Origin of the sequence: Kitasatospora sp. NBC_00458, assembly GCF_036013975.1 — a bacterium.
Taxonomy (GTDB): domain Bacteria; phylum Actinomycetota; class Actinomycetes; order Streptomycetales; family Streptomycetaceae; genus Kitasatospora.
Genome location: NZ_CP107904.1, coordinates 6,671,802 through 6,694,254, shown reverse-complemented (window position 1 = coordinate 6,694,254; position 22,453 = coordinate 6,671,802). Strand labels below are relative to the sequence as shown.

General features: G+C 72.8%; 16 protein-coding genes and 1 pseudogene. 11 read left to right on the top strand and 6 right to left on the bottom strand.

Annotated elements, in window-relative coordinates:
- Nucleotides 1–499 precede the first annotated feature (499 nt).
- A complete protein-coding gene (locus OG550_RS27985) occupies nt 500–1,723 on the top strand; it encodes a cytochrome P450 (RefSeq protein ID WP_327682108.1) in 1,224 nt (407 codons plus the stop codon).
- A 144-nt stretch (nt 1,724–1,867) separates the two neighbouring features.
- On the opposite strand, the gene OG550_RS27980 is transcribed toward OG550_RS27985, so the two are convergent.
- Complete coding sequence (locus OG550_RS27980; protein WP_327682106.1) at nt 1,868–2,635, bottom strand: thioesterase II family protein; 768 nt, start codon at nt 2,633–2,635, stop codon at nt 1,868–1,870.
- Between the two features lie 394 nt (nt 2,636–3,029).
- On the opposite strand from OG550_RS27980, the gene OG550_RS27975 reads away from it, so the two are divergent.
- The gene (locus OG550_RS27975; protein WP_327682104.1) at nt 3,030–4,295 is read left to right on the top strand and encodes a hypothetical protein; all 1,266 of its coding nucleotides are present in this window, start codon (nt 3,030–3,032) and stop codon (nt 4,293–4,295) included.
- Between the two features lie 40 nt (nt 4,296–4,335).
- Here OG550_RS27975 and OG550_RS27970 read toward each other — a convergent pair whose 3' ends face one another.
- On the bottom strand, nt 4,336–6,375 hold the full coding sequence (locus OG550_RS27970; protein ID WP_327682102.1) for a transglycosylase domain-containing protein: 2,040 nt from the start codon (nt 6,373–6,375) through the stop codon (nt 4,336–4,338).
- Between the two features lie 234 nt (nt 6,376–6,609).
- A complete protein-coding gene (locus tag OG550_RS27965; protein WP_327682100.1) occupies nt 6,610–7,896 on the bottom strand; it encodes a phytase in 1,287 nt (428 codons plus the stop codon).
- A gap of 333 nt (nt 7,897–8,229) precedes the next feature.
- On the opposite strand from OG550_RS27965, the gene OG550_RS27960 reads away from it, so the two are divergent.
- A complete protein-coding gene (locus OG550_RS27960) occupies nt 8,230–9,168 on the top strand; it encodes an MFS transporter (RefSeq protein WP_442906083.1) in 939 nt (312 codons plus the stop codon).
- 189 nt (nt 9,169–9,357) lie between these two features.
- Here OG550_RS27960 and OG550_RS27955 read toward each other — a convergent pair whose 3' ends face one another.
- Entirely contained in the window at nt 9,358–9,792 is a 435-nt protein-coding gene (locus OG550_RS27955) for a winged helix-turn-helix transcriptional regulator (RefSeq protein WP_327682096.1), read from the bottom strand.
- A gap of 172 nt (nt 9,793–9,964) precedes the next feature.
- Here OG550_RS27955 and OG550_RS27950 point away from each other — a divergent pair, with 172 nt between their 5' ends.
- The 8 genes from OG550_RS27950 to OG550_RS27915 all read left to right on the top strand — a co-directional run bounded on the left by OG550_RS27950 (nt 9,965) and on the right by OG550_RS27915 (nt 20,732).
- A complete protein-coding gene (locus OG550_RS27950) occupies nt 9,965–11,401 on the top strand; it encodes a DHA2 family efflux MFS transporter permease subunit (protein WP_327682094.1) in 1,437 nt (478 codons plus the stop codon).
- 349 nt (nt 11,402–11,750) lie between these two features.
- Entirely contained in the window at nt 11,751–13,397 is a 1,647-nt protein-coding gene (locus OG550_RS27945) for an ABC transporter substrate-binding protein (RefSeq protein ID WP_327682092.1), read from the top strand.
- Nucleotide 13,398: 1 nt separating this feature from the next.
- On the top strand, nt 13,399–14,376 hold the full coding sequence (locus tag OG550_RS27940; RefSeq protein ID WP_327682090.1) for an ABC transporter permease: 978 nt from the start codon (nt 13,399–13,401) through the stop codon (nt 14,374–14,376).
- A complete protein-coding gene (locus OG550_RS27935; RefSeq protein ID WP_327682088.1) occupies nt 14,373–15,230 on the top strand; it encodes an ABC transporter permease in 858 nt (285 codons plus the stop codon). The genes OG550_RS27940 and OG550_RS27935 overlap by 4 nt, the downstream gene beginning before the upstream one ends.
- Nucleotides 15,227–17,140 (top strand): ABC transporter ATP-binding protein, encoded by a 1,914-nt coding sequence (locus OG550_RS27930; RefSeq protein ID WP_327682086.1) that lies wholly within the window; start codon nt 15,227–15,229, stop codon nt 17,138–17,140. Before OG550_RS27935 ends, OG550_RS27930 begins: the two co-directional genes overlap by 4 nt.
- On the top strand, nt 17,133–18,323 hold the full coding sequence (locus OG550_RS27925; protein ID WP_327682084.1) for an acyl-CoA dehydrogenase family protein: 1,191 nt from the start codon (nt 17,133–17,135) through the stop codon (nt 18,321–18,323). The genes OG550_RS27930 and OG550_RS27925 overlap by 8 nt, the downstream gene beginning before the upstream one ends.
- Before the next feature lie 26 nt (nt 18,324–18,349).
- Nucleotides 18,350–19,387 carry an LLM class flavin-dependent oxidoreductase gene (locus OG550_RS27920; protein ID WP_327682082.1) on the top strand — a complete coding sequence of 346 codons (1,038 nt, stop codon included), beginning with the start codon at nt 18,350–18,352 and terminating at the stop codon, nt 19,385–19,387.
- Between the two features lie 997 nt (nt 19,388–20,384).
- Entirely contained in the window at nt 20,385–20,732 is a 348-nt protein-coding gene (locus OG550_RS27915) for a helix-turn-helix domain-containing protein (RefSeq protein WP_327682080.1), read from the top strand.
- A gap of 387 nt (nt 20,733–21,119) precedes the next feature.
- On the opposite strand, the pseudogene OG550_RS27910 reads toward OG550_RS27915, so the two are convergent.
- Nucleotides 21,120–21,500 (bottom strand): annotated as a pseudogene (locus OG550_RS27910) (DEAD/DEAH box helicase); the annotation flags it as partial.
- 325 nt (nt 21,501–21,825) lie between these two features.
- Entirely contained in the window at nt 21,826–22,377 is a 552-nt protein-coding gene (locus OG550_RS27905; protein ID WP_327682078.1) for a YciI family protein, read from the bottom strand.
- Between the last annotated feature and the right edge of the window lie 76 nt (nt 22,378–22,453).

Here is a 22,453-nt window from a genome sequence, read left to right as displayed (position 1 = left end):
GAGACACCATCAGAAATGCGGGAACCAAGCCCGTTCATGCACTACCCCCGTTTGAGTGCCCTGGCACTTGATCGAACCGTACCTCCAGCTCCAGACGCCAGGCAACCCTCATCTTCGGCCACCGGCCGGCACCTGACCAGCCCAACCCCGGACCTGTCGGTACACGCTCAATCAGGCCTCGCCGACCCGGCCCGGGCGCCGCGAAAGAGCGGCCGGCGGTCCACTGTCATTCCAGTCGAGTTGAGGTACTCTCTGGCGGGATCCAGTGGCACCGGGGGGGCACCGGCGACGCGCTGGCCCGCGGGCTCCGGCGCGCTCCGCGAACCGCGGACCGGCTCGACGGTCCTTCCCGGGGAACTCCACCGGTGGCTCTTCCCGTCCACGCGAATTCCGTCGGCGCTTTCCGGGAAACGCCCGCGCCCGAGGCTCCCGACGGGCAGCGTCGCGCTTTCGACTTCCACGCCCCTGCCGAACTGGCGTAAATCATCGAGGAGTTTACATGAGTAAAATCGCGGACGAGCTTCTCGCCTATCCGTTCCCGGGCGAAACCTGCCCTTATGACGTGCCGGCGGCCTACAACACGCTGCGCGAGGAGGGCCCCGTCAACCGGGTCGCATTCCCGGACGGCAGCGAGGGATGGATCGTGACGGGGTACGAGGAGGCGCGCGCCCTCCTCGCGGATCCCCGCATCTCCGCAGACCGCAGCGACCCGGCCTTCCCGCAGAGCGCGAAGTACGCGCCCGGCATGCCGCCGGTCACCGAGAGCGCCCCCGTGCCACCGGCGGAGCTGACCTTCAATCAACTGGACGGCGACGAGCACGCCGCCCAAAGGCGCCTCGTCATACCGAGCTTCACGGTCCGTCAGGTAAAGACCCTGCGCCCCCTCATGCAGCGGGTCGCCGACGGGCTGATCGACAGGATGGTGGCCGCCGGGCCGTCGGCCGACCTCGTATCCGCCTACGCGGCACCGTTCTCCCCCATGCTCCTGTCGCAGATTCTGGGTATCCCCGAGGCGGAGCGCGAGCTCTTCGAAAAGCGCGTCCAGTTGCTCGCCGCTCCCATGGCGGAGATGGTCCCGGCGATCCTCGAACTCGCGCCCTACCTCACCGCTCTCCTGGAGAACAAGGCCGCCGAACCGGGCCAGGACCTGTTGAGCAGCCTGGTGTCCAGGAGCGAGGACGGAACGGCGGAACTGACGCCGCAGAACCTCCTGAACACGGCGATGCTCATCGTGGTCCTGAGCAACGAACCCATCCTGTCCATGATCTCCCTGGGCGCCCTGGCACTGCTGGACAACCCGGAGCAGCTGGCCGCGCTCCGGGCCGACCCGGAGCTGACGCCCGGTGCGGTGGCGGAGCTCCTGCGGTACGTGTCCGTCGGCGACTCGGTGCCGCGCGTGGCCACCGAGGACATCGAGATCGGCGGGCGGCTCATCCGGGCGGGTGAGGGCGTGGTCATCGGGATCAAGGCGGTGAACCGCGACCCGAAGGCGTTCTCCGACCCGGAGGCGCTCGACGTGCGGCGCGGCGACAACCCGCACATCGCCTTCGGCCACGGCCCGCACACCTGCGTCGCGCAGAACTACGCCACGGCACTGCTGGAGATCGCCTTCACCACCCTCCTCGCCCGTCTGCCGGAGCTGCGGCTGGCGGTTCCGCGTGAGGAGCTGCCGCTCGGCGGCATGGGGCAGTGGCGCGCCACCGCGCTGCCCGTGACCTGGTGAGCCGCCGACCCGGAGGCCGGTGACCGGGTGCCCCGGGACCGGGACCGGGGCCGGATGAACAGGGCTTGATGAACAGGTCCCGTGAGCAGGGCCGTGGCGGACGGTGGCGGATGCACCGTCCCCCACGGCCCTTCGCCGTACCGGTCAGGCCTTGGCCGCGAGCGCGTCCAGGTGCACGGAGAGCACCTTCAGGACCTCGCCGGGCCGACTGCCCAGGTAGAAGTGACCGCCTTGGAAGACCTTGAGATCGAACGCCCCGGACGTGTGCGCCTGCCAGTCCCGCGCCTCGTCCATCGAGGTCTTGGGGTCGGCGTCGCCGGTCAGGACGGTGATCGGGCAGCGGAGCACGGCGCCGGGCTCACTGCGGTAGGTCTCCACCGCCTTGTAGTCGCTGCGCAGCGCCGGCAGCACCATGCGCATGATCTCGTCGTCGGCGAACACCTGGGCGTCGGTGCCGTTCAGCGACCGGATCTCGGCCAGGATGCCGTCGTCGTCGCGCGTGTGCACGTCCTCGTCCTCCCGGTAGCGGGAAGGGGCGCGGCGGCCCGAGGCGAACAGGTGCACCGGGCCCTCGCCGTCGCGCTCGAAGCGGCGGGCCACCTCGAAGGCGATGACCGCCCCCATGCTGTGGCCGAAGAAGGTCAGCGGCCGGTCGGCCAGCGGGCGCAGCACCGGGTAGAGCTCGTCGGCCAGCTGCCGGATGTCGTCGATGCACGGCTCCGAGCGGCGGTCCTGACGACCGGGGTACTGGACGGCGACGACGTCGGTGCCGGGGCTCAGTTGGGCCGACACCGGGAAGTAGAAGCTGGCCGAGCCTCCTGCGTGCGGGAAGCAGATCAGACGGTTGGCGGCCTGCGGGGCCGGGTGGTAGCGCCGGCACCACAGGCCGGCCTTCGCGTCAAGAGCAGTCATGGTGGTTCGGATCCCCGTTCTCGATGGCACTCCGCGATTGCGGCCGTACGTGCTGCGCCAGGTCCGTCGACCAGCCGTGACCACACGGGCGCCACCCCGTGTCGCCGGCCCGTCCCCCCTGGTGGCAGCCAGCATAGAGACTGCCAGTGGATCTTGCCGTCCGGTCGGGGCAGCCGATCGCCGCCGATACGCCCGCCGCCCGCCGCCCGCCGCCCGCTCGGGAGAGGCGGGCCAGGTGCACGATCCTCCCGTCCGCCGCGCCGGCGCCTCGCTCCCCCCGACCGGCGATTCCCTCCCTTGAGTCCTCAATCCGACATCCGTGTAACCTTCGTGACCCTCCATCACGTCTTATCAGTGCAGTGACTGAACTGACGGACGATTTCACGGAGGTACGGTGCGGACTGCTCGTGGTGTGACGTGGGTGCTGGCGGTGGGGGTGGCGTCGGCGCTTGTCCTCGGCCCGGGATGTTCCACCCCCCGGAGCAGACCCACCGCCACCGGCACCACGCCCCCGAGCCCCGCGCCCGCGGCCCCCGCCGAGACCCCGGCACCGGCCCCTCCCCCCACGCCCACGCCGACCTGGGACGGCCAGGTCAAACTGCTCGGCGACGGCTCCACCTCCGACACCGGCCCGCAGCCCAAGCAGCCCAAGCCCGAGCGGCTGAAGCCCGGGGAGAAGCCGCCGCAGTTCGTGGTCTTCTCCTGGGACGGCGCCCTGGAGGGCGACGACCGCCTCTTCTCCCGCTTCCGGAAGCTGGGCGTGGAGAACAACGCCCAGATGACGTTCTTCCTCTCCGGCCTCTACCTCCTCCCCAAGTCCAAACGCACGCTCTACCGCCCCCCGAAGCACGACGCCGGCGTGGCATCGATCGACTTCGCCACCAACGCCCACATCAAGGACACCCTGGAACAGCTCCGCCTGGCCTGGCTGGACGGCAACGAGATCGGCACCCACTTCAACGGGCACTTCTGCGGCCCGCAGCCCGGCGGGGGCGGTGAATGGTCCGGCGAGGAGTGGGCGTCCGAGCTCGACCAGGCGATCTCCTTCGTCGCCAACTGGCGTACCAACACCGGGTACAAGGACCTCCCGCCGCTCCCCTTCGACTACACCAAGGAGCTGGTGGGCGGCCGCGCCCCCTGCCTGGAGGGCCAGAAGAACCTGCTGCCCGTCGAGAAGGCCAAGGGCTTCCGCTACGACGCCAGTTCGCCCGGCGAGTTCCAGGTGTGGCCGGTGAAGAAGGAAGGCGTCTGGAACTTCCCGCTGCAGTTGCTGCCGAACCCCGGTACCTCCTCCCAGAGCCTCTCGATGGACTTCAACTACCTGGCCGGCCAGTCCGGCGACACCACGAACGGCGACCCGAAGAAGTTCGACGCCTGGGAGAAGGCGACCCGGGACAGCTACCTGGCCGGCTTCGAGCGGGTCTACAACGGCAGCCGGGCCCCGCTGTTCATCGGCAACCACTTCGAGGACTGGAACGGCGGCATCTACATGCAGGCGGTCGAGGACGTGATCAAGAGCGTCTGCAAGCGCGAGGAGGTCCGCTGCGCCTCGTTCCGCCAGGTCGCCGACTGGCTGGACGTCCAGGACCCGAAGGTGCTGGACCAGTTGCGCCGGCTGGACCCGGCACAGCCGGCGGACTGGTCGCAGCTGGTGAGATGACGACCGCCGGGCGGCTGCGGACCGCAGCCGCCCGGTCCTCCTACCGCCCGTCCGCCGCCTTCACGTACGTGCTCCAGATCCGGGCGGGCAGCGTCGAGTCCAGGGTGTCCGGGCTGGCCCCGCCCAGTCCTTCGAGGGACAGCAGCTTCATGTCCCGGAGGTCGGCCCGGAAGACCGTGACCGCCGTGGCGACCTGTCCGCCGTAGCCGACCGCCCACCCCGCCGTGCGGTCCGTGGTGGTGCCGGGTTTCGCCGCCAGATCGGACCCCGCTTCAGCCGCCCAGCCGGCGCTGCCGCCGCGGACCGCGCCCTTGAGGGCCGCGTCGACCTCGGCGGCGACGGCCGGTGACAGTGCCTGGACGGCGGCGGGCAGCCGCAGTGTGAGCGCCTCGCTGTTGCGGGTGACGCGGAGGACGGAGTACGGGTCGGTGCGGCTGCCGCCGGCGGCGAAGGCGGTGTAGGCGTCGGCGGTGCGGATGGCGCTGGGGGTGGAGTTGCCGACGGCGAAGCCGGGGCTGAGTTCGCCCATGGCGCTGGGGAGGAGGCCGAGGGCGGCGGCGGTCTTCTGCACCCGTTCGAGGCCGACGTCCAGGCCGAGTTGCATGATCGGCCCGTTGACGGACTGCTCGACGGCCCCGCGCAGGGTGACCTGGCCCCAGTCGCGCTTGCCGTCGTTGGCGGTCTTGGCGATCTTGCCGTCGCGCCCCCAGTACGGGCCTTCCGGGGTCATCACGTTCACCCCGTTGTCCCCGTTGTAGGTGGTGCCGGGGGTGACCGGGGTACGGGTGGCGCCCCGCGCGCGTTGCACGCCCTGGTCGAGTCCGGCGGCGTAGACCAGCGGGGTGAAGGCCGAACCGATGGGCACCGTGGAGGTGTTGGCGTTGTTGAAGCCCTGTTTGAGGTAGTCGGGGCCGCCGTAGAGGGCGACGATCCGCCCGTCGGGGGCGACGGAGGCGGCGCCGACCTTGAGGAGCTTGTCGGTGTCCCGGGCGCCGGGGTCGATGCCCTTCGTGGCCTCCTGGACGGCGGCGGCGAGGGCGGTGACCCTGGGCTTCTCGAAGGTGGTGTAGATCTGGTGGCCGCCGAGGTCGAACTCGGCGGGGGTGATGTCGGTGTGGCTCTCCAGGTAGGACTTGGCTATGTCGACCAGGTAACCGACCTGGCCGCCGAGGCCGGCGGACTTCGACTGCGGCTTGGGTTCGGGGAACACGGTGTACCGGGCGCGGTCTGCACGGGAGAGCTTTCCGGCGTCGACCATCCGGTCCAGGATCCAGGACCACCGTTCCACGGCCCGGTCGTGGTTGGCCGTGCCCAGTGCCGGGTCGTACCGCGCGGCCCCCTTGAGCACGGCGGCGAGGAAGGCGCCCTCGCTGACGTCGAGCCGGGAGACGTCCTTGCCGAAATAGGCCCCGGCGGCGCGCTGGATGCCGTAGCTGCCGCGGCCGAACCAGCTGCTGTTGAGGTAGCCCGCGAGGATGTCGTCCTTGCTCATCCGGTCGTCGAGCTTGACGGCGATGACGGCCTCGCTGAGCTTGCGGGAGAAGTCCTGACGCTGGTTCAGGTAGATGTTCTTGACGTACTGCTGGGTGATGGTGGAGCCGCCCTGGGTCTCGCCCCCGGAGGCCAGCTTCCAGAGCGCGCGACCGATGCCCTTGGCCGAGATCCCGGGGTCCGAGTAGAAGGTCTCGTTCTCGGCGACGAGCACGGCCCACCGCACCGGTTCGGGGACGCCGTCGAGCGGCACCTCCTGTCGGTTGGTCTCGCCGATGCGGGCCATCTCGGTGCCGTCCGCCCAGTAGTAGACGTTGTTCTGCTGGGTGGCGAAGGCGTTGAGGTCCTCGGGCACCTGCGTGACGGTGTAGAACCAGACCAGCCACCCGGTCGGGCCTAGGACGCCCAGCGACGCCGCCAGGAGCAGCTGCCGCCACGAGGGGAGCCAGCGCCGGACTCCGCGCCGCCCCCTGCGCGGGTAGTCGATCCACCGCAGGGGCCGCCGCCGCAGGGGTCGCCGCAGCGGCGGCTGCCACCGTCGGCGTCCGGGCTTCCCTTCCTCGACTCCGCCACCTCGCTGTGCACGCACAGTCCGTTCTCCGCTTCGTTCGTGGGTACAGAACCCCTCGAACGGATAGATGCGGTGAGGGTCGGACCACGACAGCGTCATTCGGTGTGATCATGGTCACATCAGTGCGTCATCGGCGGCCACCATGCTTGGAGCGCAAGGAATTTGACGCTCAGTCGGGCGGTGGAGCCGGGCCCCGGCGAACTCGACGAGGCAACCGGCGCACGGCGAGGCACCGTGCGCCGGCCTCGGCCGTCAGTCGATGGCGTCGAGGACCTTGCCCAGGTCGACGAACTTGAAGCCGGTCGCCTCACGGTCGCCGTCGGCGGGGGTCTCCTGGCCGTCCTGGACGACCAGCAGGCCCTTCGGGTACTTGGAGCCGAGCGGCGCGTTGAGGGCGGCGGCGCCGTCGCAGACCTCGGAGCCGTCGAGGGTGGCGGAGGCGGCCGTGATGCGGAAGGCGCCCTCGAACTCGTTGTCGTCGTCACGCTCGCGGTCGTAGGCGACGAAGGTGTTGTCGCCCTGGCTGGAGGCGAGGAGGTAGCCGTCGCCGTCCGACTCGGTGACCAGGGTGAGCCCCTCGACGTCGGCCGTCAGGCGCTTGCCGCCGTAGCCCGGGTCGGAGCCCGGGGTGCACTCCTCGGTCTCCTCGTCGTACGTGCCGGGCACGCCGTACTCGCGCACCTTGTCGATCAGCTTCGGCGTGCCGGTGAGGCCCGCGTCGATGCGCCAGATGCCGACGTCCTCCTGCCCTGCGTACAGGGTGCCGTCCGCGGGGTCGACGACCATGCCCTCGACCTGGGGCAGTTCGCCCGGCTCGGCACAGGGCGTCCAGGAGGTGCCGTTCGGCAGGCGGAAGGAGGACGGCAGGTCGATCGTGCGCACCTGGCGGTAGTCCACCGTGCCGTTCGGGGTGGCGATCAGCTCCAGCAGGGCGATGCGGGTGCGGTTGCGCTGGCTGACCACCGCGTAGGAGCGGCCGGTCTTCCGGTCGGTCCAGGTGGCCAGGCCGTAGGCGGTCTTCTGGTCGTTGATCTCGGCCTGGTCGGCGGAGAACACCGGGCGTGCGGCGGGGTCGGTGATGTCGGTGAGGGGGCCGCCGGGCTTGTCCCGGTCGATGCGGTAGATCCGCAACCGGTCGTTGCCGCGGTCGCTGACCACCGCGACGTCGGCGCGGCCGCCGGCCAGGCGCAGGCCCTGCACCAGGTCGACGTTGTTGAAGCGGCCGGGGGCGTCGTCGGCTCCCGGACCGGCGGGGGCGGGGATCGACTGCACCTGACGGGCGTCCAGGTCGTAGACCCGCAGGCCGCCCTGCTTCGCGGTGGCGACGACCAGGCTGCGGCCCGGGTCGGCGCCGTTGCGCCAGATCGCCGGGTCGTCCGCGTTGGCGTCGCCGCCGGCCTCGTCGTCGTACAGCGGCGCGGTCTCGGCCTTGGGCCGGATTTCGCCGATCGAGGAGGCCTGGGCCGGGAGTGCGACGGAGGCCGCGAGGGCCGTGCAGAGCACGAGCGTGGAAGCGCGAGCAACCAGACGTATCGTCATATTTCTTCCTTCATGAGGGGTTTGCCCTGATGGGAAGACACTCGCGGACGCATCTGCCATGCCTGCGACCAGATGGTATCTGATATCTGAACTCGCCGCGAAGAGTACGGGGCGCCGATGTGCCCGGGCGGGCGCCGTCCCGGGGCGCGGCGTTCTCGTGCCGCGGCTCGCGGCTCGCGGCATTGACCCGGACGAGCCCGCCGAAGGGTGGCCGATTCCCGTCCACCCTGCCCTCAGAGATCGAAATCGTCGACGGAATACTGTGCGGATGCGTTCGTTCGGGCCTTCGGCCGGATCGGCAACCGCGCCCTGCTCGGTGTCTCCTACGCCCTGATGGCACTCGGGAGCGTCGCCTTCGCGTTCTCCCCCAGCTGGCCGCTCGCACTCCTCGGCGCCCTGGTCACCGGCTTCGGCTTCGGCGGCATCGACTACGGCCTCAACCAGCTCTTCGCCACCGGCTTCGGGCAGCGCGGCCCCGCCATGCTCAACATCCTCAACGCGCACTTCGGCATCGGCGCGATCGCCGGCCCGGCGCTGATCGGCCTGCTCGGAGCCGACCGCTACCCGGCCGTCTTCACGGCCTTCGCCGTGATGGCGGCGCTGCTGCTGATCCCGCTCGGCGGCGTACGCGGCCGGACCTCCGGGGGCCGGCCCGCGGGCGCGGCCGGGCACCCCGCCAACCTACCGGCCCGCCGAACCGCCGCCCTGCTCACCGCCTTCGTGGTGCTCTACGTGCTGCACGTCGGGGTGGAGGCCGGAGTCGGCGGCTGGGAGCCGACCCATCTGGCGGCCGTGGGCCACAGCACCACGCTCGCCGCCTCGGCGACCTCCGTCTACTGGCTGATGCTGACGCTGGGCCGCTTCCTGGTGGCGCCGCTGACGCTGCGCTGGTCGGAGCCGGCCATCATCGCCGCCAGCTGCACCGGCATGGCTCTCTGCCTCCTGGCCGCCGTGCTGCCCGGCCTCGCCCCGTACGCGTACGCGGGCGTGGGCCTGTTCATCGCACCGATCTTCCCCACCGGGCTGCCCTGGCTGCGGCGCACCGTGCCCGCGGCGCAGCGGGCCGGAGCACTGGTGATCGCCGCATCGATGGTCGGCGGGGTGGCGGCCGGCCCGGCGCTCGGAAAGATCATCGAGCTGTCCGAGGTACGCATGGTGCCGGCCGTGCTGTTCATCCTGGCCGTGGTCTGCCTGGCCGCCACCTGGTGGCTGACCCGGGCAACCCGCCCCCCGTCGGCGGCCTCCGGCGACCCCGGCTCACCGCTCGACTGACCCTCCTGCCCGCCCCGCCGGACGCACCGCCCGGCAGAGCGGCCGGCAAGAGGCGGCCCCGGGCCGACCGCCCCGCCACGGCCACCGCCTGCGATCGAGACGTGTCGAACCCTTCAGCAAGCGGAACGGGACGCCGGAACGATGGCGGCCCCGCGGCGTTCGCGAGCGGGGCGTCTGGAGGGCCGGGGCTCAGAGGTCCCCGGCGCCCGGCGCCGCCCGCTCCCGGTCGTAGGAGTCGCGCGAGCGGGCGATGGCGTCGCGGTGGCGCTCCGCCCAGGCGGTGAGGTCCTTGAGGGAGGCGTAGAGCTCGTCGGCCATCTCGGTGCCGCGGTACTCCACCTTGGGCGGCACGGTCGCGTAGACGGTGCGCTCGATCAGTCCGTCGCGTTCGAGGTTCCGCAGCGTCAGGGTGAGCATGCGGCGGCTGATTCCAGGTACGGACCGTTCGAGTTCGGTGAAGCGGACCGGACCGTGGCTGAGGTTGAGCAGGATCCCGATCGCCCACTTGCCGCTGATCCGGTTGAGCGCCTCCAGGACGGTGCACACCTCGCGGACGGGGGTCGGGCCGTCGGCACCGCCGGCCTCCTCGATGTCCTCGATCACATCGTTGTTCCCCAGGAACATGAAAGTGCCTCCTTACGGTGGACTTGATGGTCACACAGGATGGTCGCTGTAACAAGAAGTGCCCTCAGGGAGCGCGGGCGCCACCGGGCACCCCTCCCCGGCCACTCCCCGAAGGACTCCTCCGATGACCACGCACGCCCCGCCGTCCCTCCGGCCTTCCAGGTCACGCTGGTTGGCACTGGGGATCCTCTGCACCGGCAACCTGGTGATCATCCTCGACGGTTCGATCGTGACCGTCGCCCTCCCGACCATCCAGGCCGACCTCGGCTTCACCCAGTCCGGCCTGGCCTGGGTGGTCAACGCCTACCTCATCGCGTTCGCCGGGCTGCTGCTGCTCTCCGGCCGGCTGGGCGACCTGCTGGGCGGCCGGCGCGTCTTCAGCGCGGGCCTGGGCCTGTTCACGGTGGCCTCGCTGGCCTGCGGCCTGTCCTCCTCCTCGACGGCGCTGGTGGTGTTCCGGTTCGTCCAGGGGGTCGGCGGGGCGCTCGCCTCGGCCGTCGTCCTGGGCATGATCATCACCCTGTTCCCCGACGCCGGCGAGCGCGCCAAGGCACTGGCGGCGTACGCGTTCGTCTCCGCGGCCGGCGCGTCGCTGGGCCTGATCCTGGGCGGCGTGCTGACGCAGAGCCTCAGCTGGCCGTGGGTGTTCTACGTCAACGTGCCGATCGGCCTGGTGGCGCTCGTGCTGACGCAGAGCGCGGTGCCCGGCGGGAGGGGACCGGGGCTGCGCGAGGGCGCCGACCTGGTCGGCTCGGTGCTCGTCACCGGCGGCCTGATGCTGCTGGTCTACACGATCATCAAGGCCGAGGAGTACACCTGGGGCGACGGCCGCACGCTGGGCCTGCTGGCCGGCTCGCTGGTGCTGCTGGCCGGTTTCGTGGTCCGCCAGGCGTACGCGGCCAAGCCTCTGCTGCCGCTGCGCATCTTCCGCTCCCGGGCGGTCTCCGGCGCCAACGGCATCATGGTCCTGATGGTCGCCGGCCTGTTCGGCTACCAGTTCTGCACCGCGCTGTACTTCCGGAACGTCCTGGGCTACGACGCGCTGAAGACCGGGCTCGCCTTCCTGCCCGCGCCGGTCACCATCGCGATCGTCTCGCTGGGCTTCGCGGTCAGGCTGAACCAGAGGTTCGGGCCCCGCCGGGTGCTGGTCGTCGGCCTGCTGCTGGTGGCCGCGGCGCTCGCGCTGCTGGCCCGGGTGCCGAGCGACGGGAGCTTCCTCGCCGACATCGTGCCGCCGTTCGTGCTGCTCGGCCTCGGCTTCGGCGCGGCCATGCCGGCGCTGATCGGCCAGGCCATGTCGGTCACCTCGCCCGACGACGCGGGCATCGCCTCCGGCCTGGTGAACACCACCCAGCAGGTCGGCGCCTCGATCGGCACCGCCGTACTCGCCACGGTGGCGGCCTCCCGCACCGCGACGCTGCTCGGCGAGGGCGACAGCACGGTGGTGGCGCTCACCGGCGGCTTCCACCTCTCCTACGGGCTCAGCGCCGTGTTCGTGGCGGTCGGCGTCCTGGTGGCCGCCTTCGTCCTGCGCAGCCCCGCGGTCGGTGCCGAGAGCACCCCCGGACCGGACCTCAAATCTGCGGACTCCCCCGTGCCGCACATCTGACGGTCCCCGTGCGGCTGTTCCGGAGGACTCCGGAACAGCCGCACCTCCCTGGCGGCGCGCACCGCCGCCGAGGCCGCACCACCGCCGCCGGGTCCGCACCGCACTCCGCACCACGTCAGAGCCCGCCGGCCGAGCACACCCACGAGCGTCCCGCCGCCGAACCCGCGCGCCCCGGAAGAGGGCCCGCACAGGGGGCGGTCAGAGGGACCGTCAGGGCGACGGATCCGGGCGGAGCCGGCAGGCCCGTCGCACCGTCCGTGGCCGGGGACGTCAGCGCCTCCCCCCGCGGGGCGGGCGGGCCTTGCGCCGCCCTCCGTTCCCCGCCTCGCACAGGATCGAGAAAGAACCCATGTACACCAGACGCCGTTTCCTCCGCCTCCCGGTCACCCTGACCGCCGCCGCCGTCATCGGACCCGCCGTCCTCACGGCCTGCTCCGACTCCTCCGCGCCGCCCTCCGCGAAGGGCGACGGCGGCACCCTGCGCTACGGCGCCGCCGTCGAACCCGACAGCTGGGACCCGCACGCCGCGTCCACCGCCGTCACCGGACGGCTGCTGCGCCCGGTGCTGGAGTCGCTGGTCGCGATCGCTCCGGACGGGACCGTCAAGCCGTGGCTGGCCGATTCGTGGACGGTCTCGCCCGACGGCCTCACCTACACCTTCGCCCTGCGCACCGGCGTGACCTTCAGTGACGGCACCCCGTTCGACGCAGCGGCCGTGAAGGCGAACTTCGACCACGTCGCGGCGGCGAAGACGGCGTCCAAGCGGGCGGCCGGCCTGCTCGGCCCCTACAAGGAGACCGAGGTGGTCGACCCGCGCACGGTGGCCGTCCACCTGACCGCCCCTCACTCCTCCTTCCTCAGCTCGGCGGGGAGCACCTTCCTCGGCTTCCACTCCCCCGTCGCACTGCGCGACCACGGAGGCGACCTCTCCTCCGGCGGCGCGTTCGTCGTCGGCACCGGCCCGTTCACCTTCGAGTCGGTGACGCCGGGCCAGCAGGCGGTGTTCAAGCGCCGGCCCGACTACGACTGGGCCCCGCCGACCGCCGTCCACCGGGGGAAGGCGAAGCTGGAGAGCATCGTCGTGCTGCTGCTGAAGGAGGACGCCTCCCGGGTCGGCGCCCTGACGTCCGGCCAGGTCGACGCCGCCGAGCTGATCCCCGCCAACCGGCTGGCCGGCCTGCGCGGCCAGAACGGCGTCCAGGTGGTCCGCAAGGCGGTCCCCGGCGTCCCCTACACCTACTACCTCAACACCGCCCGCGCGCCGTTCGACGACCCGCGCGCCCGGCAGGCCGTCCGGCACGCCATCGACTTCGCCGGGATCGTCAAGGGCGTCTTCCAGGGCGAGTACGAGCAGGCCTGGGGGCCGCTGGCGCCCTCCACCCCCGGCGCCGAGCCGTCGTTCGCCAAGCCGGCCTGGGAGTACAGCAAGGAGAAGGCGGAGAGGCTGCTGGACGAGGCCGGCTGGACCGGGCGGGACTCCGACGGCTACCGCACCAGGGACGGCAAGCGCCTCACCGCCGAGCAGCCGTACGTGCAGACCTTCGTCTCGGCCCAGAACCGCACCTTCGACGTGGGCGTGCAGGACGCGCTGAAGCAGGTCGGCATCGAGCTGAAGCTGGTGCCGCTGGACTCCGCAGGCTCCATCGGGCGCACCGGCAAGGGCGACTACGACGTGTTCGCCTTCGCCTGGCAGGGCTCCGACCCGAGCCTGCTGGGCAGCCTCTACCACTCCAAGTCCCAGTTCGGGGGCGGCGGGGCGAACGGCAGCCGGGTCAAGGACGCCGAGATCGACGGCTGGCTGGACCAGGCCGATGCGACCGTGGACGCCGCGCAGCGCGTCGAGCTGTACCGCAGGGTCCAGCGGAAGATCGTCGAGCAGGCGTACTCCTTCCCGGCCTACATCGCCACCATGGACGTCGCCCGGCACGGCAAGGTGAACGGGCTGGTCCTGGACGTCGACGCCAACACCGACTTCTACGGCATCGGGGTGGCCTGAGGTGTCCGACCGCGCCCGGCCTGTGCCGCGACGGCACGTGCCGCCCTGGGCCAGGTTCGTCGCCCGGCGGCTCGCGGCGGGGCTGGTGGTGGTGTGGGGGACGCTCACGGTGACGTTCTTCGCCCTCCACCTCGCCCCCGGCGACATCGTGGACGGACTGATCGGGCCGGGCGCCGCCGCGACCCCGGCCCTGCGCGACCAGGTGATCGCCGAGAACGGCCTGGACGACCCGCTGCTCCTCCAGTACGGCCGCCAGCTCGCCCGGTTGGCGGGCGGCGGCCTCGGCTGGTCGTACCAGCTCAACGAGCCGATAGAGCGGCTGCTCGGCAGCCAGCTCGGCCCGACCGTCGAGCTGGCGGTGTCCGCGCTGGTCACCGCGCTGGTGCTGGCGGTACTGGCGGCCACCCTGACCGTCGGCCGGGGCCGGGCGGTGCGCGGTGCCACCGGTCTGGCCGAGCTGCTGATGGTGTCGATGCCGTCGTTCTGGCTGGGCGTCATCCTGCTGACGGTGTTCTCCTACCGGCTGCACGCACTGCCCTCGATCGGGGCGGACGGACCGGCGGCGCTGGTGCTGCCGACGCTGGCACTGGCGCTGCCGCTGGCCGGCGTGCTCGCCCAGGTGATGCGCCAGGAGCTGGAGAGCGCCGACGGCCGCCCGTTCGTGCTGACCGCGCGCTCGCGCGGCCTGGGCGCGACGGCGGTGCTGCTGCGGCACACCCTGCGGCACGCGCTGCTGCCGCTGACCACGCTGGCCGGCTTCGTGCTGGGCAGCCTGTTCGGCGGCGCGGTGCTGGTGGAGAACATCTTCACCCGGCCGGGCCTGGGCCGGGTGCTGGCCAACGCGGTCGGCTCGCGCGACCTGCCGGTGGTCAGCGCCCTGGTGGTCGTCTCCAGCGCGGCGTTCGTGGTCATCAACACCCTGGTGGACGTGCTCCACCCGCTGATCGACCCCCGGCTGCGCGAGGGGGGCACGGCATGAGCACCGCGACCGCCCTCCTCGACCGGCCGGCCGCGGCCGCCGCACGCCGGGGCGCGCTGCTGCGCTCGCCGGCCCGCCTGGCGCCCCCGGTCCTGCTGGCCGCGGTGGCGCTCGTGCTGGTCTTCCCCGAGGTGTTCGCCACCCACGCCCCCGAGGCGACGGACGTCGCGGCGGCGCTGCGCCCGCCCGGTGCCGAGCACTGGCTGGGCACCGACCAGCTCGGCCGGGACGTCTGGTCGCGGCTCGTGCACGGCACCCGGCTGTCGCTCCTGATCGCGGTCGGCGCGACGCTGATCGGGGTGGGCGGCGGCGCGCTGCTCGGCCTGGTCGCCGGCTGCGGCGGACGGCACGTCGACTTCGCCCTGATGCGGGTGGTGGACGTGCTGCTGGGCTTCCCCGAACTGCTGCTCGCGCTGCTGGTGGTGGCGCTGCTGGGCGGCGGCACGGTCAACGTGGCGATCGCCATCGGCATCGCCGGAGTGCCCAACTACGCCCGACTGGTGCGCGGCCAGGCACGGCTGGTGCTGCGCTCGGAGTACGTGGAAGCGGCACGGGTGCTGGGGGTGCCGGCCTGGCGGTCGGTGCTGCGGCACGTGCTGCCGAACGTCGGCGGCCCGCTGGTGGTGCTGGCCTCCATAGGGCTGGGCTCGGCCATCATCTCGGGCTCCGGGCTCAGCGTGCTCGGCCTGGGCCCGGTCCCGCCGGAGGCGGACTGGGGCTCGATGGTCGCCGACGGCAAGGACTTCCTCCAGACGGCCTGGTGGATCTCGATCGCGCCCGGCCTGGCCGTCTCGGCCGTGGTGGTCTGCACCACGCTGATCGGCCGTTCGCTGCAGTTGAGGGCGGTGCGATGACGACGACGACAACGGAAGCTGCCGCGGCCGCGACGACGGCCGGGGACACCGGTGCGCCGGTGCCGGGCCCGCTCGTGCGGGTGGAGGGGCTGCGGGTGTCGTTCCCCGGCGCGCCGCGGCCCGCCGTGAACGGGGTGTCGCTGGCCGTCGGCACCGGGGAGTGCGTGGCGCTGGTCGGCGAGTCCGGCTCGGGCAAGTCCGTCACCTCCCGTTCCCTCATCGGGCTGGCGGGCGCCAGGGCCCGGGTCTCCGCCCGGACCCTGGAGGTGGCCGGGGCGGACACCGCCGGCTTCGGCGAACGGCAGTGGCGCGCGGTGCGCGGCCGGCGGGTCGCCATGGTCTTCCAGGACGCGCTGACCGCACTGGACCCGCTGCGCACCGTCGGCGCCGAGATCGCCGAGGCGGCCCGCTTCGGCGGCACCGCCGGCCCGGACGGCGATGCCCGGGTGGTGGAACTGCTCACGGCGGTGGGCGTGCCGGAGCCGGAGGCCCGGCGCACCCAGTACCCGCACCAGCTCTCCGGCGGGCTGCGCCAGCGCGCGCTGATCGCCTCGGCGCTGGCCGCCGACGCCCCGCTGCTGATCGCCGACGAGCCGACCACGGCGCTGGACGCGATCGTCCAGGCGCAGATCCTGGCGCTGCTCAGCCGGCTCAAGGACGAGGGCCGGGGACTCCTGCTGGTCAGTCACGACCTCGCGGTGGTGGCGCAGTTGGCGGACCGCGTGCTGGTGATGCGGCGGGGCGAGGTGGTGGAGAGCGGGCCGACCGGCCGGGTGCTGTCCGCCCCGGACCACCCGTACACCCGGATGCTGCTGGACGCGGTGCCCTCGGGCCGCCCGCCGGCCCGTCCCGTCCAGGCCCCGCCCGAGGCACCGGACACCGAGGAGGCGGACACCGAGGCACCGGACACCGAGGCACCAGACACCGAGGCGCCGGGCACCGCGGCGCCGGACGCCGAGGAAGCGGCCCCGGTGCTGAGCGGGCGCGGGCTGGTCAAGTCCTTCGCCCCGGGCGGGCCGAGGGCCCTCGACGGGGTCGGGTTCACCCTGCGGGCGGGCGAGGCGCTGGGCGTGGTCGGCGAGTCCGGCTCGGGCAAGACCACGCTGGCGCGAGTCGCGATGGGTCTGTCCCGTACCGACGCCGGGGAGGTGCTGCTGCACGGGCGGCCCTGGTCGGCGCTGCCGGAGCGGCGGCGCCGGGCCGAGCGCTCGGCGATCCAGTTCGTCCAGCAGGACCCGTACGCCTCGGCGGACCCCCGGTTCACCGTGGCGCGGATCATCGGCGAGGCGCTTCCCGGACTGCGGCGCGCCGAGCGGGCCCGGCGGTGCGCGGAACTCCTCGACCAGGTCGGCCTGCCGGCCGAACTGCTCTCCCGCCGGCCGCACCAGCTGTCCGGCGGCCAGCGCCAGCGGGTGGCCATCGCCCGGGCGTTGGCGGGCCGTCCGCAGGTGCTGGTCTGCGACGAGCCGGTTTCGGCGCTGGACGTCTCGGTTCAGGCGCAGGTGCTGGAGCTGCTGGACCGGCTGCGGCGCGAGCGGGGCATCGCCCTGCTGTTCATCACCCACGACCTGGCCGTGGTGCGGCAGGTCGCCGACCGGGTGCTGATCATGCGCGGCGGATCGGTCGTCGAGGAGGGCGAAACCGAGCGGATCTTCGAGGCCCCCGCCCACCCGTACACCCGGGCCCTGCTGGACGCCGTCCTGCGGCTGCCCGGCGCGGACGGTGCGGGCCGTACGGACGACCCGGGCGGGGTGGGTGGGGCGGACGGGGCGGACGGCTCGGGCAGTACGGACAGGGCGCACGGCGCGAACGTCACCGGCCGCCGCGAAGACCCGGAGCAGGACACCGAAACACCGAACACGCCGCCGGGCAGGACGGCGAGCACGTCACGAAGTGGGAGACATGACTGACACGACGACGGACGCCGCCCCCGAGGCCGCCGAGGTCTGGCTGCGGCGGGCCGAGGAGGTCGCGGCACGGCTGGCACCCGGCGCCGCCCGGCGCGACCACGAAGGCACCCCGCCGGTGCGGGAGGTCCGACTGCTGAAGGAGACCGGCCTGGTGACCCTGCTGGGGCCGGTCGAGTACGGCGGGGCCGGCCAGAACCGGTCCACCGCGCTCCGGGTGGTGCGCACCGTCGCGGCGGCCGACGCCTCGGTCGGCGAGCTGCTGGCCCACCACTACGTGTGGGTGTCGATCGCCGAGTTCATCGGCACGGACGAGAAGATCCAGCACATCGGCGAGGTGTCGGCCCGGGCCCGGTGGTTCTTCAGCGGGTCCTCGAAACCCCGCTCGGCGCCCCTGGTGATCCAGGACGCGGGCCACGAGATGCTGTTCCACGGGCGGCTGGAACATGCCCTGGGCCATCCGGTGTCGGACATCACCATCCTGGAGGGCCACCTGGAGGACGGCGACACCCCGATCAGCGCGCTCGCGATGAGCGACCACACCGGGCTGTCCTTCGAGCCCGGCGCCGAGGAGTCCGGGATCCGGTCGCCGGCCGCCGGGACCGTGGTCGCCGACGGCGCGAACATCCCGTGGACCGGGGCGCTCGGCCACGTCGACAAGACCTTCGTGCCCCGGGCCTACAACACCTTCCTCACCCTGGCCTTCCAGCTCGCCCGGGCCAACGCGCTGATCGGCGCGGCCCGGGGCGCGCTGGACGCCACCGCCCGGCATACCCGCGAACAGTGGTCGAAGGCACCGCCGACCGAGGCCGCCGCCGCGGACGCGGCCCGGCACCACGGCGCCCCGGCCTGCGCCCTGTGGGCGGTGGAGGCGTTCGCCGACGCCGTCGGCGCCGAGGCGGACGCCCTCCACGCCCGGCGCGGCACGGTGACCGAGGAGGACCGCGGCCGGCACGCCGTCCGCGTCGCGGCGCTGGCCGCGCAGGCCGAGGCGGCCGCCGACGCGGTCACCGCAGGCGCGCTCGGGGCGGCCGGCCGCGGCGGCGCCGAGGCCGCGGCCGGGCTGGACCGCTACCGGCGGGACGTCAGGGCGCGGCGGGTGCACGGGGACGACCCGGGGCCCGCCCGGGTGGTGGGGCGCCACCTCCTGCACGGCGAAGTCCCCCGCCCCACCTGGTACGCGTGAGCCCCCGAGTAAGGAGCACCCCCCGCATGACCGGCAGTTCCCGGACCGTCCCGCTGTCCGTCCTCGACATATCGTCCGTCGACTCCGCCGGACGCCCCGCCGACACCCTGGCCGGCACCCGTCGGCTGGCGGCGGCCGCCGACGAGCTGGGCTACGCCCGGTTCTGGGTGGCCGAGCACCACAACTCGCGCGGGATCGCCGGCTCCGTCCCGGCCGTCCTGCTGGCCGCGCTCGGCGAGCGGACCGGCCGGATCCGGATCGGCGCGGGCGGGGTGATCCTGCCCAACCACCCGCCGTACGCCGTCGCGGAGTCCTTCCGGACGCTGGCCGCGCTGTTCCCCGACCGGGTGGACCTGGGCATCGGCCGCTCGGGCGCGGACCCGGTGCTCTCCCACGCGCTGCGCCGGGCACCCGACGAGGACTTCCCGGCGGCGCTGGAGGAACTCCTCGCCTTCGTCGACGGCGGCTTCCCGGACGGGCACGTCTACCAGCGGCTGGAAGCCCTGCCGGAGCCGCCGCGGCCGCCCCGGCCGTGGCTGCTGGGCGCCAGTGTGCGCAGCGCCGTGGACGCGGGCCGGCGCGGGCTGCCGTACGCGTTCGCCCACCACTTCTTCCACTCCCGCGGCGCCGAGGAGGCCCTGCGGGCGTACCGGGAGAGCTTCCGGCCCTCGGCCCGGGCCGAGCGGCCGCACACGATCGTCACCGCCTACACGGTGTGCGCGCAAACCTCGGAGCAGGCGCGCCGGTTGGCGGCGCCGGCGCTGTTCCCGGTGCTGGGGCTCAACGGCGCCTCGCCGATCACGCCGCTGCCCACCGTCGAGGAGGCGGCGGCGTACCCGTGGACGGAGGCCGAACGCGCCGCCGCCGACGCGCTGCTCAGCACCCAGGTGGTCGGTGACGCCGACGACGTCCGCCGGGCACTGGCGGACCTGCTGGAACGCACCGGCGCGGACGAGCTGATGGTGACCAACAACATCACCGACGTCGACGAGAAGATCCGCTCACTGGAACGCGTACGGGAACTCACCCCGGCACTGCCCGCCCCCGCCGGGGTCAGCCCGTAACGGCCGAACGGACCAGAACCTCCCAGGCACGGCGCTCCACCGTCTCCACAGCACCGGGGCGCCGTCCGCCTCCGCGAGCGCGACGGCGCGGTCGTACCGGAAGGCCGTCAGCCCCGTCGGCCGCCCGCAGATCGCGTCCGACCAAGACGCGGCCGGGCAGCCGGGCGAGCACGACACCCACCGCATGCGGGGCGCAGACTACCTCTCCGACCGACACCGGAAAATCTATGCCCGCCAGAGTAGACATTGCCGCGCACCGTGGTTAGTGTTTCTCCCGTAGACAGCAGTCCAGCGGTACCCGGCAGACACGAACTGGCGGGCAGCAGTACGGAAGTGCGCAGGTCGGCACGGCTGCAGGGTCCTGAAGCCAGGGATGGCGCAGTAAGGCGACAGGACCGGTGGCCGGGCCGGGTGGCCCGCAGGTATCAGGGGCCGCCGTCGAGTGGTACCAGCAGTCGCAGTACGCGGTATCCCGGTGAAGGCGCCCAGACTGCGGGCGCGCGTGCCGGGAGTCCGGCAGTGGGGTTCCAAGCCGAGCAGGTTGAGCAGGACGGGCGACGGGGCTGGCTGCCGGAGTCGGCGGGACCGCCAGGGGCCGCCACAGCAGTACCGGGTAGTTGGCACGACCAAGCAGTTCGCAGTACCGCAGTACCCGTATGAGCAGTACCGAGCAGGTCGCATCACCAGGCAGTCGGACGTACCCGCAGTTCGCAGTAACCGGCCAGCACAGAGGATGAATGGAGGGACAGCGCGCCATCAGGATCGCCCGGCCCGTGAGGAATCAGCCCGGGCGGACCCCGTAGACCCCAAGGCAAGGACGGTGGTTTCCGGTCACGCATACGCGATCCCCGCACACCCCCTCCCCCGGGGCTGTGCGGACATAAGGAACCCGGCCCCAGAGCCGGTAGATGGTGTAAAACCCTTCGGGGCCCCGGGAGCCGCTATGGCCCCGGGGCCCCTCAGCGCGTCCCCGGACACAACAACAAGAAGAGGTGCAGTGACCACGGCAACCATTCGACCGCACACCCCCGACTCCCTCGACGACGACGACTACCCCGCCTACACCATGGGCCGCGCCGCCGAGATGACCGGCACCACCCCCGGCTTCCTACGCGCCCTCGGCGACCAGGGCCTCATCACGCCCCTGCGCTCGGACGGCGGACACCGCCGCTTCTCCCGCTACCAGCTACGGATCGCGATGCGCGCCCGCGACCTCGTCGACCAGGGCACCCCCATCGACGCCGCCTGCCGCATCGTCATCCTCGAAGACCAACTCGAAGAAGCCCTGCGCATCAACGAACAGCTCCGCCGCGACGCCGGACAGGAACCCGCCACCGACACCTGACCCACCCACCAGGCCGACGAGACCGGCCTGCGGTGAGCGCACGTACTCACCGCAGGCCGCCCCGGACAACTGCGGGGCCTGGTGCGAAGTGGCGGTGACCGCCGTCCGCTGCGCGAGCATTTCGCTCGCGGTACGCGTGTCGGCGGAGTCGGCCGCAGCGCGAAGGGAGCGCACCATGATCTCGTCCTGCTCCTGGAGGAACCCGCCGGCGCGCACCATCTCGCCTGCCACCGGGATCCGGCCCGCTCTCACCGTCGGACTCCGGCCGGGAACGGGCGACGCCGTGCTGAAAGCAGTCGGCGACCCCGACCAGGACACCGCTGCGCTGCTGCCCACGTCTGCTTGCCAGGCGGCGAGGGCGACGCGTCGGGGTGCCCGGCGGAGGCCGGCGGAACCCTGGCCGGCACGGCCCACGGCAGCCGTGCCGGTGGCTCCGCCGACGACAGGGGCGGGGCGGCTGCGGCTCGTGGACGGGCTGCGACGCGGGCGCTCGACGACGGGGGCCGCGATCACGGTGGGGATGCCGGTGGGCACGCGGGCGCCGGTGATGCGGGCCAGCTCCTCGTCGCCGGCGCTGACCCGGGTGGTGACGGGGGTGATGGCGGCGGTGGTCATCATCCGGGCCATCTCGCGGCGCTGGTTGGGCAGCGCCAGCGTGACGACGGTGCCGGACTCGCCGGCCCGGGCCGTGCGCCCGCCGCGGTGCAGGTAGTCCTTGTGGTCGCCCGGCGGGTCCAGGTTGACGACCAGGTCGAACCCGTCGACGTGAGCTCGGGGCCCTCGGCACGAGGGCTGCCGCTGGTCCTCGGGTGAGCGCAGCGGCGGGGCCGCGGGCGGTGCTGTCCGGTCTCCCGTCGGGACGGCAGACACCTCCATCCGGTGGTGCGGTTCACGGTTGCCGATCGCGGCCCCCGTGGCGGCCGCCCAGCCGCTGCCGATCACCAGCGCGAGCACCATGAGCACCACGCAGCACGATCGATGTCCAGCCGTTCCGATGCCCCTCAACCCCCGGGAGCCCCGTGGGTTCGGACGGAACGCGAGGACGGAGCCGTCCGAAGGGCTCCGGTGCGACCTCGGTCCGGACGCCCTCGGGTTATGACGGCCGCCCGCCGAACTGCCAGTTGTGCACCTCGATGCCGGCGTATCGGTCGCGGGTCAGGACGGCTGCTGCCGTATCCGGGTCCGGCGCGCGGAGCAACGCGGCCGTGCCGAGCCAGGTGCTGCCGTCGTCGGAGAGAAGCGGTCCGTAGGCGATCAGCTCGTCCCGGTCGGTCGGCACGGCGAGGTCGGCGGGCTGTCCTGTGCCGAGGCCGAGCACGAGGTATCGGTTGCCGCCGGTCCGGCCTCCGGGGAAGTCCCACATGGTGCGCCCCAGCGTGTTGCTCCACCGTCGCAGCAGCACGTCCCGGTAGACGCCGGCCTGGTAGCCCGGTTCGACGAAGGCGAACGCGCGGGCGGCGGCAGGGTCGGGCAGGTCGAGGATGTGCACGCTGCCGGTGGGTGTGCCGCCGTCATCGGCGAGGGTCGGGCCCCGGGCGATCATCTCCTTCGCGTACTGGTCCATGTAGGACCAGTGCTCTTCCAGCAGTTCGTCGCGAAGTGCCAGGGAGCCGGGCCGGTCGCGGTGGTAGCAGAGGAACTCCATGCCCACAGGGTCTCTTCGAGGAGGTGCCCGGGTCGAGCGGATTTCACCGCGCGAAAGGCTCCGGTCCAGGGCGTCG

Excerpts from the sequence above, each read along its gene's own strand:
- OG550_RS27985 (WP_327682108.1), top strand. The coding sequence starts at position 500 with ATGAGTAAAATCGCGGACGAGCTTCTCGCCTATCCGTTCCCGGGCGAA.
- OG550_RS27980 (WP_327682106.1), bottom strand. The coding sequence starts at position 2,635 with ATGACTGCTCTTGACGCGAAGGCCGGCCTGTGGTGCCGGCGCTACCAC.
- OG550_RS27965 (WP_327682100.1), bottom strand. The coding sequence starts at position 7,896 with ATGACGATACGTCTGGTTGCTCGCGCTTCCACGCTCGTGCTCTGCACG.
- OG550_RS27960 (WP_442906083.1), top strand. The coding sequence starts at position 8,230 with ATGGCACTCGGGAGCGTCGCCTTCGCGTTCTCCCCCAGCTGGCCGCTC.
- OG550_RS27955 (WP_327682096.1), bottom strand. The coding sequence starts at position 9,792 with ATGTTCCTGGGGAACAACGATGTGATCGAGGACATCGAGGAGGCCGGC.
- OG550_RS27945 (WP_327682092.1), top strand. The coding sequence starts at position 11,751 with ATGTACACCAGACGCCGTTTCCTCCGCCTCCCGGTCACCCTGACCGCC.
- OG550_RS27935 (WP_327682088.1), top strand. The coding sequence starts at position 14,373 with ATGAGCACCGCGACCGCCCTCCTCGACCGGCCGGCCGCGGCCGCCGCA.
- OG550_RS27930 (WP_327682086.1), top strand. The coding sequence starts at position 15,227 with ATGACGACGACGACAACGGAAGCTGCCGCGGCCGCGACGACGGCCGGG.
- OG550_RS27925 (WP_327682084.1), top strand. The coding sequence starts at position 17,133 with ATGACTGACACGACGACGGACGCCGCCCCCGAGGCCGCCGAGGTCTGG.
- OG550_RS27920 (WP_327682082.1), top strand. The coding sequence starts at position 18,350 with ATGACCGGCAGTTCCCGGACCGTCCCGCTGTCCGTCCTCGACATATCG.
- OG550_RS27905 (WP_327682078.1), bottom strand. The coding sequence starts at position 22,377 with ATGGAGTTCCTCTGCTACCACCGCGACCGGCCCGGCTCCCTGGCACTT.